At 56.6% G+C, this 13,221-nt stretch carries 11 protein-coding genes; 9 read left to right on the plus strand and 2 right to left on the minus strand.

Going from position 1 to position 13,221, the window contains the following annotated elements:
• Together VZP09_RS00175 and citS are read right to left on the minus strand one after the other, a co-directional pair.
• A partial coding sequence (locus VZP09_RS00175) for an oxaloacetate decarboxylase subunit gamma (RefSeq protein ID WP_328794815.1) occupies positions 1-218 on the minus strand: 218 nt, incomplete at its 3' end.
• 155 nt (positions 219-373) lie between these two features.
• The gene (gene citS / locus VZP09_RS00180; RefSeq protein WP_328794816.1) at positions 374-1,714 is read right to left on the minus strand and encodes a citrate/sodium symporter CitS; all 1,341 of its coding nucleotides are present in this window, start codon (positions 1,712-1,714) and stop codon (positions 374-376) included.
• A gap of 256 nt (positions 1,715-1,970) precedes the next feature.
• Here citS and citC point away from each other — a divergent pair, with 256 nt between their 5' ends.
• From citC to VZP09_RS00225, 9 genes are all read left to right on the plus strand, one after another.
• A complete protein-coding gene (gene citC / locus VZP09_RS00185) occupies positions 1,971-2,999 on the plus strand; it encodes a [citrate (pro-3S)-lyase] ligase (RefSeq protein WP_004222626.1) in 1,029 nt (342 codons plus the stop codon).
• A gap of 30 nt (positions 3,000-3,029) precedes the next feature.
• Entirely contained in the window at positions 3,030-3,323 is a 294-nt protein-coding gene (gene citD, locus VZP09_RS00190; protein WP_004151373.1) for a citrate lyase acyl carrier protein, read from the plus strand.
• A complete protein-coding gene (gene citE, locus VZP09_RS00195) occupies positions 3,320-4,189 on the plus strand; it encodes a citrate (pro-3S)-lyase subunit beta (RefSeq protein WP_004151372.1) in 870 nt (289 codons plus the stop codon). The genes citD and citE overlap by 4 nt, the downstream gene beginning before the upstream one ends.
• 10 nt (positions 4,190-4,199) lie before the next feature.
• Positions 4,200-5,726, plus strand: a complete 1,527-nt coding sequence (citF, locus tag VZP09_RS00200; protein WP_032410804.1) for a citrate lyase subunit alpha — start codon at positions 4,200-4,202, stop codon at positions 5,724-5,726.
• Positions 5,727-5,744: 18 nt separating this feature from the next.
• On the plus strand, positions 5,745-6,653 hold the full coding sequence (gene citG, locus VZP09_RS00205) for a triphosphoribosyl-dephospho-CoA synthase CitG (RefSeq protein ID WP_328794817.1): 909 nt from the start codon (positions 5,745-5,747) through the stop codon (positions 6,651-6,653).
• A gap of 228 nt (positions 6,654-6,881) precedes the next feature.
• Complete coding sequence (dapB, locus tag VZP09_RS00210) at positions 6,882-7,703, plus strand: 4-hydroxy-tetrahydrodipicolinate reductase (protein WP_004177440.1); 822 nt, start codon at positions 6,882-6,884, stop codon at positions 7,701-7,703.
• 457 nt (positions 7,704-8,160) lie between these two features.
• A complete protein-coding gene (gene carA / locus VZP09_RS00215; protein ID WP_004177433.1) occupies positions 8,161-9,309 on the plus strand; it encodes a glutamine-hydrolyzing carbamoyl-phosphate synthase small subunit in 1,149 nt (382 codons plus the stop codon).
• Between the two features lie 159 nt (positions 9,310-9,468).
• Positions 9,469-12,693 carry a carbamoyl-phosphate synthase large subunit gene (gene carB, locus VZP09_RS00220; protein ID WP_328794818.1) on the plus strand — a complete coding sequence of 1,075 codons (3,225 nt, stop codon included), beginning with the start codon at positions 9,469-9,471 and terminating at the stop codon, positions 12,691-12,693.
• A gap of 169 nt (positions 12,694-12,862) precedes the next feature.
• Positions 12,863-13,096, plus strand: coding sequence for a YgdI/YgdR family lipoprotein (locus VZP09_RS00225; RefSeq protein ID WP_002888059.1), 234 nt, complete (start codon positions 12,863-12,865; stop codon positions 13,094-13,096).
• The last annotated feature ends 125 nt before the right edge of the window (positions 13,097-13,221 follow it).

Raw genomic sequence — 13,221 nt, forward strand, 5'->3', positions numbered from 1 at the left:
GCGACAATCGCCGGCTTCAGGCGGGCGAAATCGTCGGCGGGCGCGACGGCGGCCGGCGTCGCTGCGGGAGCGGCGGGCGGCTCGGGAAACAGGCGGTTGACGGCGAGGGACATTCCCCGGATGGCAAAGATGAGCAGCAGCAGAAACGCCAGCACAAAGCCCATGCCGAGAAACATCAGGGTGAAGCCTTCGCCTAACAGGATGGCATTGTCAGTCATTTATACATCTCAAATAGGGGCACGATGACGCGCTGTCTGACAAGGTTTCTGGCGTTTCCGGCTAAGGAGCAGGGTGGATTTCCCTCTGCCGCTCCCGGCATGGGACCCTGATTCGTTCTTCACCTGTCAGTTCAACGTGCCATCGTGCGTATGGGTTAAATCATCATGCCGAACACGATGCTGGCGATGACCAGCACAATACCGCCGCCCAAACGGGAGGAGATTTGCGCATAAGAGATAAGGTTCATACGGTTACAGGCAGAGAGAACTTCCAGGTCGCCGGAGCCGCCGCGGTTGGCCATACACAGGCCTGCAGTGATGGCCGATTCTATTGGGAAGAAGCCCATCAGCCAGCCACCGATCGCCGCGCCGAGCACCGCACCGATAACGATAATGGCGGCGATAACAACGTTAGCGAAGGTGATGGCGTTGATAATTTCCTGTAGGTCGGTGTAGCAGACGCCGACCCCGACCATCAGCACCCACAGCAGCTGTTTGGAGAAGAAATCAGACAAGCGTTTAGCACCGGCTTTGATTTCCGGTGAGCACAGCCCGGAGGCGTTCAGCGCGGCGACGATCAGCACCATCCACGCGAAATAGTGAATAGCCACACCGCCAATGCTGGGCAGAATTTTCTTCGCCACGACGTAGGCCAGCAGGAAGCAGGTAGTGGACAGCACCAGACCGACGGCGGTTTCGCGATGGGTGATTTGTCCCGCTTTCTCATCTTCTTCCACTTTGAACGAGGCTTTACGCACCAGTTCCCCTTCGCCGCTCAGCCAGGCGTGTTTTTTGCCGATGATATCGAGGACGGCGGCAAAGACGATGGCGAAGATGTTAGCGATGGTCAGAATAGCGATAGCGGTTGAGTAATACTCTTCGCGAGAACGACCGGTGACGGAGTGGTAAATCTCCGACAGGGGGACCGCGCCCGCGCCGTTGCCGCCACCCATGATCGGCAGGACGTACAGCATCATGATGCGATCCACTGGAATACCGAACACCAGGCCGATAGCGATGCCAAAAATAGACTCGCCGACAATGCCCATCAGGATAGTTGGAATATAGCCGAGCAGTGATTTCAGCAGCAGGCGGCGGTTTACCGACAGAATTGCTCCGGTAATTAATACCGCGATGAATAAGTTAAGGAAGTTACTCTTATCCATAACGTTGCTGATAGCATCGATTTCTTTCTGCGTAAAAATACCGGCATAGACAAAATAAGCCGCCACCAGGAAAATCATCACCGGAGCGCCACCGATATATTTGTTGAATATTGGCAGGCGCTTGCCAATTTCCCCGAATATAGCGCCGATAATAAACATGATGGCAAAGCCGCCGACGATATCGGTGGGTAAAGCGTTATAAAAATGTGAAAGTAATAGTGTAATTAACGCAAATGCGTAAAGGGGGAGCGGCATGCCGAAGATTTTAAATCCCAGCAGATCGCTAACGCCCTTTTTCTCCGTCGCCGGAGCCTGACTCATGTTAGTCATAAACGTTATCCTGTTTATTGATGGAGTAGTAAGACCGGCGCATAGTAATAAATAGATCCAGGGGTAAGGTGTGATTATCTTCACTGAATACTCGTGTTTTTTATTAATTTAATTGTTTTTATGATTCTGAATTAATTAACAACATAAAAACCATAAAGCCAATTAAGCCACGAGAAAAACTGTGGCTTAAATACAAGAATCCATAGCCGAACGCTGGCGAAATACAGTTCGTTTTGAAATGACGAAGCGCTAAAAAATGACACTGATATTAAAACGCGTTCAACTATTAAAAGATAAACCGCGGCGAGAGGCGATCGATCGGTTTCTCCGCCAGCATCAACTGTCGTTAGAGGCCGACTGCGAAATGGCGATTATCGCCGAGTATCAGCAGCGGCTGGTCGGCTGCGGTGCTATCGCCGGCAATGTGCTGAAATGCATCGCCATCGATCCCTCGCTGCAGGGGGAGGGGCTGAGCCTTAAATTACTGACCGAGCTCCTGACGCTGGCCTATGAGCTGGGGCGCAGCGAACTGTTTTTGTTCACTAAACCTTGCAATGCTGCGTTATTTTCCGGCGCCGGCTTCTGGCCGATAGCCCAGGCGGGCGACCGCGCCGTGCTAATGGAAAATAGCCGCGAACGACTGACTCGTTACTGCCGACAGCTGGCGATGTACCGTCAGCCGGGAAGAAAAATCGGCGCTATCGTGATGAACGCCAATCCATTCACCCTCGGCCACCGCTGGTTGGTAGAACAGGCGGCCAGCCAGTGCGACTGGCTGCATCTGTTTGTGGTCAAAGAAGATGCGTCCTGCTTTTCCTATCACGATCGCTTCAAGCTCATTGAACAGGGGATTACCGGCATCGATAAGGTGACGCTGCATCCCGGTTCGGCGTATCTGATCTCGCGGGCGACGTTCCCCGGCTATTTCCTGAAAGAGCAAGGGGTGGTTGATGACTGCCACAGCCAGATTGACCTGCAGCTCTTCCGCGAGCGCCTGGCCCCGGCGCTGCAGATTACCCATCGCTTTGTCGGCACCGAGCCGTTGTGTCCCCTGACCCGTAATTACAACCAGCGCATGAAGTCACTACTGGAAGCGCCAGGCGACGCGCCGCCCATTGAAGTAGTTGAGCTTGCGCGAATCGAAAAAAATGGTGGACCCGTGTCGGCCTCCCGAGTGCGCGAACTCTATCGACAGCGCAACTGGCAGGCGGTCGCGGCGCTGGTGCCGCCGGGGACCCTCTCTTTTCTGATGCAACTGGCGGAAAGCGAACATCAAACCGCCTGATTTTTATGCCCTAACTAAGGATTTTCCCCTATGGAAATGAAGATTGACGCCTTGGCCGGCACGCTGGAGTCCAGCGATGTGATGGTCAGGATTGGACCGGCGGCGCAGCCGGGCATTCAGCTGGAAATCGACAGCATTGTGAAACAACAGTTTGGCGCTGCGATTGAGCAGGTAGTGAGAGAAACGCTGGCTCAGCTTGGCGTGAAACAGGCCAACGTGGTGGTCGATGATAAAGGCGCGCTGGAATGTGTTTTGCGAGCTCGCGTACAGGCCGCGGCGCTGCGCGCGGCGCAACAGACCCAATTACAATGGAGCCAGCTATGAAACCACGTCGCAGTATGTTGTTCATCCCTGGCGCCAATGCCGCCATGTTAAGCACGTCATTCGTCTACGGCGCCGATGCGGTGATGTTCGACCTGGAAGATGCCGTTTCGCTGCGCGAGAAAGATACCGCTCGTCTGCTGGTGTATCAGGCGCTGCAGCATCCACTGTATCAGGATATCGAAACCGTGGTGCGCATTAACCCGCTGAATACGCCGTTCGGTCTTGCCGACCTTGAAGCGGTAGTCCGCGCGGGCGTGGATATGGTGCGTCTGCCGAAAACCGACAGCAAAGAAGATATCCATGAGCTGGAAGCGCATGTTGAGCGGATTGAACGCGAGTGCGGCCGGGAAGTGGGCAGCACCAAGTTAATGGCGGCGATCGAGTCGGCGCTGGGCGTGGTGAACGCGGTGGAAATCGCCCGTGCCAGCCCGCGTCTGGCGGCGATCGCGCTGGCGGCCTTCGATTACGTGATGGATATGGGCACCTCCCGCGGCGACGGTACTGAACTGTTCTACGCCCGCTGCGCTGTACTGCATGCCGCCCGCGTTGCCGGCATCGCCGCCTATGACGTGGTGTGGTCGGATATCAATAATGAAGAGGGCTTCCTGGCGGAAGCGAATCTGGCCAAAAACCTCGGCTTTAACGGCAAATCGTTGGTTAACCCACGACAAATTGAACTCCTGCATCAGGTCTATGCCCCGACGCGCAAAGAGGTCGATCACGCGCTGGAAGTGATTGCCGCGGCGGAAGAAGCCGAAACGCGAGGTCTGGGTGTGGTATCGCTGAACGGCAAGATGATCGATGGACCGATTATCGACCATGCTCGCAAAGTGGTGGCGCTCTCGGCTTCCGGTATTCGTGATTAAGGGGAATAAGATGAAAGAGACAGTAGCAATGCTTAATCAGCAGTACGTGATGCCGAATGGACTGACACCTTATGCCGGCGTAACGGCGAAAAGTCCCTGGCTGGCGAGTGAGAGCGAAAAGCGCCAGCGCAAAATCTGCGATTCGCTGGAAACGGCGATTCGTCGCTCCGGCCTGCAAAACGGCATGACCATCTCGTTTCACCACGCGTTTCGCGGCGGTGACAAAGTCGTCAATATGGTAGTGGCGAAGCTGGCGGAAATGGGTTTTCGCGATCTCACCCTGGCGTCCAGTTCGCTGATCGACGCCCACTGGCCGCTGATCGAGCATATTAAAAATGGCGTGATCCGCCAGATCTACACCTCCGGCCTGCGCGGCAAGTTGGGCGAGGAGATCTCCGCCGGTTTAATGGAAAACCCGGTGCAGATCCACTCCCACGGCGGTCGCGTACAGCTGATTCAAAGCGGCGAGCTGTCGATTGATGTCGCGTTTCTCGGCGTTCCTTGCTGCGATGAGTTTGGCAACGCCAACGGCTTTAGCGGTAAATCACGCTGCGGTTCGCTGGGCTACGCGCGCGTCGATGCCGAGCACGCTAAATGCGTGGTGCTGCTCACCGAAGAGTGGGTGGATTATCCTAACTATCCGGCCAGTATTGCCCAGGATCAGGTGGATCTGATAGTCCAGGTAGATGAAGTCGGCGATCCGCAAAAAATTACCGCGGGTGCCATCCGTCTGACCAGCAACCCGCGCGAGCTGCTGATCGCCCGCCAGGCGGCGAAAGTGGTTGAGCACTCCGGTTACTTTAAAGAGGGTTTCTCGCTGCAGACCGGTACCGGCGGCGCCTCGCTGGCAGTAACTCGCTTCCTTGAAGATAAAATGCGCCGTAACGGCATTACCGCCAGCTTCGGCCTCGGCGGTATCACCGGGACGATGGTCGATTTGCACGAAAAAGGGTTGATCAAAACGCTGCTCGATACCCAGTCCTTCGATGGCGACGCGGCGCGTTCGCTGGCGCAGAACCCGAACCATGTCGAGATCTCCACCAATCAGTATGCCAGCCCGGGCTCCAAAGGCGCCTCCTGCGAGCGCTTAAACGTGGTGATGCTCAGCGCGCTGGAAATTGATATCGACTTTAACGTTAACGTGATGACCGGTTCTAACGGTGTGCTGCGCGGGGCGTCCGGTGGCCATAGCGATACCGCCGCCGGTGCGGATTTGACCATTATTACCGCGCCGTTAGTTCGCGGCCGTATTCCCTGCGTCGTGGAAAAGGTGCTGACCCGCGTCACGCCGGGGGCCAGCGTGGATGTGCTGGTCACTGACCACGGCATTGCGGTCAACCCGGCACGTCAGGACCTGATCGACAATTTGCGCAGCGCAGGCATTCCGCTGATGACCATTGAGGAACTGCAGCAGCGTGCTGAGCTGTTGACTGGCAAGCCGCAGCCGATCGAATTCACCGATCGGGTGGTGGCGGTGGTGCGCTATCGCGACGGTTCGGTCATCGATGTGATTCATCAGGTGAAAAACAGCGACTAAACGCAGAGGGGAAAGGCCATGAGCGACGTGTTAATTAATCCTGCGCGTGTGCGGCGCGTGAAGCCACTGAGTGCCGAAGAGGTGGTCAGCGCGGTAGAGCGCGCGCTGTTGACCGAAGTTCGCCTGACCCCAAAGCCCGGGTTGGTGGATATTCGTAACGCTGGCGCGCACTGGGATATGGATCTGGCCTCGTTTGAGGCCAGCACCGCGGTGGTGGCTCCGTGGATGGAGAAATTTTTCATCATGGGCCACGATACTGCGGCGGTCGCGCCGGAGCAGGTATTGATGATGCTGCGCCCGGTAGGGATGGCCTGTGAGAACGATATGCTGGAGGCCACCGGCGGGGTGAATACCCATCGCGGGGCGATCTTCGCTTTTGGCCTGCTCAGCGCGGCGGCGGGCAGGCTGGTGTCGAAAGGTGAGCCGATAGAGCAGCACCGGCTTTGCGACCAGGTGGCGCGCTTCTGTCGCGGCATGGTTATGCAGGAGTTGTCTTCTGCTGGCGGGGAACGGCTCAGTAAAGGCGAGGCTCATTTTCTGCGCTATGGTCTCTCCGGGGCCCGCGGCGAGGCGGAGAGCGGTTTCCTGACGGTGCGTACCCAGGCCATGCCAGTCTTTACCCGCATGATGGAAGAGACCGGCGACAGTAATCTGGCGCTACTGCAAACCCTGCTGCATCTGATGGCGTNGAATGATGACACCAACCTGGTCTCGCGCGGCGGGCTTGCCGGGCTGAACTTTGTCCAGCAGGAGGCGCAGCGACTGCTGTGGCAGGGCGGCGTGCTGGCGGACGGCGGGCTGGAGGCGCTGCGACAGTTTGACGATGAGCTGATTGCCCGCCATCTCAGCCCTGGCGGCAGCGCCGATCTGTTGGCGGTGACCTGGTTTTTATCCGCGTTTCCCGCCGGCGCGCTTTTCCCGCTGTAACCCACTGCAATACCGCCTTCGCCCGCACTGTACGGGCGAGGGCGCCATCATTAGCCTTCCCGGTTGTCATCCGGTAAACACGGAATCGCGGCACAATCGTATAGTTTTTACTGATATCGTCCGCCGTTTGTCATAAATTTCTAATTATCGGCGTTTTTGAGTAGCGGCCCGCTGACGGGCTGGTTACTCTGAAAACAATTTACGTAATGTTAACAAAAGAGAATAGCTATGCATGATGCACAAATCCGCGTGGCCATCGCCGGCGCGGGCGGCCGGATGGGACGCCAGTTAATTCAGGCTGCATTGCAGATGGAAGGCGTGGCGCTGGGCGCGGCGCTGGAGCGTGAAGGGTCAAGCCTGGTGGGCAGCGACGCCGGCGAGCTGGCGGGCGCCGGCAAAGCGGGCGTCGCGGTGCAGAGCAGCCTGGCGGCGGTAAAAGATGATTTCGACGTGTTGATCGATTTTACCCGCCCGGAAGGCACGCTGAACCATCTGGCGTTTTGCCGCGAGCACGGCAAAGGGATGGTCATCGGCACCACCGGTTTTGACGACGCTGGCAAACAGGCGATTCGCGATGCCGCGCAGGACATTGCCATTGTCTTCGCCGCTAACTTTAGCGTTGGCGTCAACGTCCTGTTGAAGCTGCTGGAGAAGGCGGCGAAGGTGATGGGCGACTATACCGACATCGAAATTATCGAAGCGCACCACCGGCATAAAGTGGATGCGCCGTCAGGCACCGCGCTGGCGATGGGCGAAGCGATCGCCGGGGCATTGAACAAAGATCTTAAGGACTGCGCGGTCTACAGTCGTGAAGGCTACACTGGCGAACGCGTCCCGGGCACCATCGGCTTCGCGACCGTTCGCGCGGGGGATATCGTCGGGGAGCATACGGCAATGTTTGCTGACATCGGTGAGCGTATTGAAATCACCCATAAAGCGTCCAGCCGCATGACCTTTGCAAATGGCGCCGTTCGTTCAGCATTATGGCTGAAAGACAAGAAAAATGGCCTGTTTGATATGCGTGATGTGCTGGATCTGAATAGTTTATAACGATTATTACCCATCGTGATGTGGTTATTGCTATCAATAAGTTATTGATGCAAGGGGCAATATTTTGTTGCCCTTTTTTATTTTTGCGAATTACGGTGTATTTCTTAAGTCTAATGCGTAAAAAATACAATATTAGCGTGTTTTTTAGTGAATTAAATGTAAATTTTGACCATCTGGTCCACTTTTTTGTCGATCATCCCTCTGTTTTACACTCTTCCACATCCGCAAGCGTTTTCTCAGCCAGGTTTGTTGATCTTTTTGGCGTAAAAATCACGTGTTACGCACCAGTGGCGTAAAATGACATTAAAAATATCCGCTTTAAGTTGACTTTTATCCGACATCTCTCCAGAATGCCGCCGTTTGCCAAAAATCTGCGGGCAACAGATTTGCATTGATTCAGATCGTGTTTATGAATTAATATGCAAATAAAGTGAGTGGATATTCTCTGGAGGATGTTTTGATTAAGTCAGCGCTATTGGTTCTGGAAGACGGAACCCAGTTTCACGGTCGGGCCATCGGGGCAACCGGCACGGCGGTTGGGGAAGTCGTTTTCAATACTTCAATGACCGGTTATCAAGAAATCCTCACTGATCCTTCCTATTCCCGCCAAATCGTCACTCTTACTTATCCTCATATTGGTAATGTCGGCACCAACGCCGCCGATGAAGAATCTTCTCAGGTACATGCGCAGGGTCTGGTTATTCGCGACCTGCCGCTGATTGCCAGCAACTTCCGCAGTACTGAAGACCTCTCTTCTTATCTGAAGCGCCATAACATCGTGGCGATTGCCGATATCGATACCCGCAAGCTGACGCGTCTGCTGCGTGAGAAAGGGGCGCAGAACGGCTGCATCATCGCGGGCGACAGCCCGGATGCCCAGCTGGCGCTGGAAAAAGCGAAAGCGTTCCCGGGCCTGAACGGCATGGACTTGGCGAAGGAAGTGACCACCGCAGAAACCTATAGCTGGACGCAAGGCAGCTGGACCCTGGCGGGCGACCTGCCGGAAGCGAAAGCGGAAAGCGAGCTGCCGTTCCACGTTGTGGCATATGACTTCGGCGCGAAACGCAACATCCTGCGCATGCTGGTTGACCGCGGCTGCCGCCTGACGGTGGTGCCGGCGAAGACCTCCGCCGCGGACGTGCTGGCGCTCAATCCGGACGGTATCTTCCTCTCCAACGGCCCTGGCGACCCGGCGCCGTGCGATTACGCTATCGAGGCGATTGAAAAATTCCTTGAGACCGATATTCCGGTATTCGGCATCTGCCTTGGCCATCAGCTACTGGCGCTGGCGAGCGGTGCCAAGACCATTAAGATGAAGTTCGGCCACCACGGCGGCAACCACCCGGTGAAAGATATTGATAACAACGTGGTGATGATCACTGCCCAGAACCATGGTTTCGCCGTAGATGAGGCGACGCTGCCGGCCAACCTGCGCGTGACCCATAAGTCGCTGTTCGACGGCACCCTGCAGGGGATCCATCGTACCGACAAACCGGCGTTCAGCTTCCAGGGGCACCCTGAAGCGAGCCCGGGGCCGCACGATGCCGCGCCGCTGTTCGACCACTTTATCGAGTTAATTGAGCTCTACCGTCAGTCCGCGAAATAATCAGAACCTGTTTATGTTCTGCTGTGCTCGGGAATACGGCGTTAAAAATTTGTTCAAAATGCTCATTTACGTTTTGTAAACTGCGCTTTCTCACAAATTTTTTCCTTGTCTACCCATCGCTCGCGACGACCATAAACAGGTTCTTCGGAGAAGAAAGCAATGCCAAAACGTACAGACATAAAAAGTATCCTGATTCTGGGCGCGGGCCCGATTGTTATCGGTCAGGCGTGTGAGTTTGACTACTCCGGCGCCCAGGCCTGTAAAGCGCTGCGCGAAGAGGGCTACCGCGTTATCCTGGTGAACTCTAACCCGGCGACCATCATGACCGACCCGGAAATGGCCGATGCCACCTACATCGAGCCGATTCACTGGGAAGTGGTGCGTAAAATCATCGAAAAAGAGCGCCCGGATGCGGTGCTGCCGACCATGGGCGGCCAGACGGCGCTGAACTGCGCGCTCGAGCTGGAGCGTCAGGGGGTACTGGCTGAATTCGGCGTGACCATGATTGGTGCCACCGCCGATGCGATTGATAAAGCCGAAGACCGTCGCCGTTTCGATATCGCAATGAAAAAAATCGGCCTCGACACCGCGCGCTCTGGTATCGCCCACACGATGGAAGAGGCGCTGGCGGTTGCCGCCGACGTTGGTTTCCCGTGCATCATCCGTCCGTCCTTCACCATGGGCGGCACCGGCGGCGGTATCGCCTATAACCGCGAAGAGTTCGAAGAAATTTGCGAACGCGGCCTGGATCTCTCTCCGACCAACGAACTGCTGATCGATGAATCGCTGATCGGCTGGAAAGAGTACGAGATGGAAGTGGTGCGCGATAAGAACGATAACTGCATCATCGTCTGCTCCATCGAAAACTTCGACGCCATGGGGATCCACACCGGTGACTCCATCACCGTTGCCCCGGCGCAGACCCTGACCGACAAAGAGTACCAGATCATGCGTAACGCCTCGATGGCGGTGCTGCGTGAAATCGGCGTCGAAACCGGCGGCTCTAACGTGCAGTTCGCGGTTAACCCGAAAAACGGTCGCCTGATCGTTATCGAAATGAACCCGCGCGTCTCCCGCTCCTCGGCGCTGGCCTCTAAGGCCACCGGCTTCCCGATTGCTAAAGTGGCAGCCAAGCTGGCGGTAGGTTATACCCTTGACGAGCTGATGAACGACATCACCGGCGGCCGCACCCCGGCTTCCTTTGAACCGTCCATCGACTACGTGGTCACTAAAATCCCACGCTTTAACTTTGAAAAATTCGCCGGCGCCAACGACCGTCTGACCACCCAGATGAAGTCTGTCGGCGAAGTGATGGCGATTGGCCGTACCCAGCAGGAATCCTTGCAGAAAGCGCTGCGCGGTCTGGAAGTGGGCGCTACCGGCTTCGACCCGAAAGTGAGCCTCGACGATCCGGAAGCGCTGACCAAAATCCGCCGCGAGCTGAAAGATGCCGGCGCTGAGCGTATCTGGTATATCGCTGACGCGTTCCGCGCGGGCCTCTCGGTTGACGGCGTCTTCAACCTGACCAACATCGACCGCTGGTTCCTGGTACAGATTGAAGAGCNGGTCCGTCTGGAAGAGAAAGTGGCGGAAGTGGGCATCAACGGCCTCGACGCTGACTTCCTGCGCACCCTGAAGCGTAAAGGCTTTGCCGATGCGCGTCTGGCGAAGCTGGCGGGCGTGCGGGAAGCGGAAATCCGCAAGCTGCGCGACCAGTATGACCTGCACCCGGTCTACAAGCGCGTGGACACCTGCGCTGCGGAATTTGCTACCGATACCGCCTACATGTACTCCACTTATGAAGAAGAGTGTGAGTCCAACCCGTCCGTTGACCGCGATAAAATTATGGTCCTCGGCGGCGGCCCGAACCGTATCGGGCAGGGTATCGAATTCGACTACTGCTGCGTACACGCCTCGCTGGCGCTGCGCGAGGACGGTTACGAGACCATCATGGTCAACTGTAACCCGGAAACCGTCTCTACCGACTACGACACCTCCGACCGTCTGTATTTTGAGCCGGTGACCCTGGAAGACGTGCTGGAAATCGTGCGCATCGAGAAGCCAAAAGGCGTTATCGTCCAGTACGGCGGCCAGACCCCGCTGAAGCTGGCTCGTGCCCTGGAAGCTGCCGGCGTGCCGGTTATCGGTACCAGTCCGGACGCTATCGACCGGGCGGAAGACCGTGAGCGCTTCCAGCACGCGGTTGACCGTCTGAAGCTGAAGCAGCCGGCGAACGCCACCGTCACCGCCATTGAGCAGGCGGTAGAGAAAGCGAAAGAGATTGGCTACCCGCTGGTGGTGCGTCCGTCTTATGTGCTCGGCGGCCGGGCGATGGAGATCGTCTATGACGAGCAGGATCTGCGCCGCTACTTCCAGACCGCGGTCAGCGTCTCCAACGACGCGCCGGTGCTGCTGGATCGCTTCCTCGACGATGCGATTGAAGTGGATGTCGATGCCATCTGCGATGGCGAAATGGTGCTGATTGGCGGCATCATGGAGCATATCGAGCAGGCAGGCGTCCACTCCGGCGACTCCGCCTGTTCCCTGCCGGCCTACACCCTGAGCAAAGAGATTCAGGATGTGATGCGCGAGCAGGTGCAGAAGCTGGCCTTCGAGCTGCAGGTTCGCGGCCTGATGAACGTCCAGTTCGCGGTGAAAGATAACGAAGTTTATCTGATTGAGGTCAACCCGCGTGCGGCGCGTACCGTACCGTTCGTCTCCAAAGCCACCGGCGTACCGCTGGCGAAAGTGGCGGCGCGCGTGATGGCCGGTAAGACACTGGCGCAGCAGGGCGTGACCAAAGAGATCATCCCGCCGTACTACTCGGTGAAAGAGGTGGTCCTGCCGTTCAATAAATTCCCGGGCGTTGACCCGCTGTTAGGGCCAGAAATGCGCTCCACCGGGGAAGTGATGGGCGTCGGCCGCACCTTTGCCGAAGCGTTCGCCAAAGCGCAGCTGGGCAGCAACTCGACCATGAAGAAACAGGGTCGCGCGCTGCTCTCCGTCCGCGAAGGCGATAAAGAGCGCGTGGTTGACCTGGCGGCGAAGCTGCTGAAGTTTGGCTTCGAACTGGATGCGACTCACGGTACGGCGATTGTGCTGGGTGAAGCGGGCATTAACCCGCGTCTGGTGAACAAGGTGCATGAAGGTCGTCCGCACATTCAGGACCGCATCAAGAATGGCGAATATACCTACATCATCAACACCACCGCAGGTCGCCAGGCGATTGAAGACTCCAAGCTGATTCGCCGCAGCGCGCTGCAGTACAAAGTGCATTACGACACCACCCTGAACGGCGGCTTTGCCACCGCGATGGCGCTGAACGCTGACGCCACCGAGAAGGTGATTTCGGTTCAGGAAATGCACGCGCAAATCACTAAATAAGCTTCCCGGCCTGGCCGGATAGCAACAATCCTGGGCTGACGACATCGTCAGCCTATTTTTTTTGGCCGCAGCCATCTTCAGAGAGTTCTGCTTTTAACCCCCTGTCGGGTCAGGCTAACTATAGTTAGCACCATAACGATACCTATTGATGAAAAGACAGGAGGATACAATGCGGAACAATATTCTGGTGGCATCCGCACTGGCAGCGACGGCAATCATGTTCGTGGCCGGCTGCTCATCGAATCAGTCAATCAAAACCACCGACGGCAAGACCATTGTCACCAGCGGCAAACCGCAGGTGGATGATGACACCGGCCTTGTCTCATACAAAAATGCCGAAACCGGCCGCGTGGAGCAGATTAACCGCGACCAGGTGAAGTCCATGGACGAGCTGGATAACTAAGGCCTGACGTTTACCCTCAGGGCGCGCGTTGCGTAAGCCATCGCGACATAAATCACAGTTATCATTGTAAGCGGTTCGCTTAACTGTCTACACTCTTGCTGATTACGACAAGAGCAAACGCAGGC

The sequence above is a fragment of the Klebsiella sp. EMBS2024 genome (assembly GCF_036233805.1).
Lineage (GTDB): Bacteria > Pseudomonadota > Gammaproteobacteria > Enterobacterales > Enterobacteriaceae > Klebsiella > Klebsiella pneumoniae.

What these genes read in the sequence shown, in the direction of transcription:
- citS (WP_328794816.1), bottom strand. Translation starts at nt 1,714, where the DNA reads ATGACTAACATGAGTCAGGCTCCGGCGACGGAGAAAAAGGGCGTTAGC.
- citD (WP_004151373.1), top strand. Translation starts at nt 3,030, where the DNA reads ATGGAAATGAAGATTGACGCCTTGGCCGGCACGCTGGAGTCCAGCGAT.
- citE (WP_004151372.1), top strand. Translation starts at nt 3,320, where the DNA reads ATGAAACCACGTCGCAGTATGTTGTTCATCCCTGGCGCCAATGCCGCC.
- citF (WP_032410804.1), top strand. Translation starts at nt 4,200, where the DNA reads ATGAAAGAGACAGTAGCAATGCTTAATCAGCAGTACGTGATGCCGAAT.
- VZP09_RS00225 (WP_002888059.1), top strand. Translation starts at nt 12,863, where the DNA reads ATGCGGAACAATATTCTGGTGGCATCCGCACTGGCAGCGACGGCAATC.
- citC (WP_004222626.1), top strand. Translation starts at nt 1,971, where the DNA reads ATGACACTGATATTAAAACGCGTTCAACTATTAAAAGATAAACCGCGG.
- dapB (WP_004177440.1), top strand. Translation starts at nt 6,882, where the DNA reads ATGCATGATGCACAAATCCGCGTGGCCATCGCCGGCGCGGGCGGCCGG.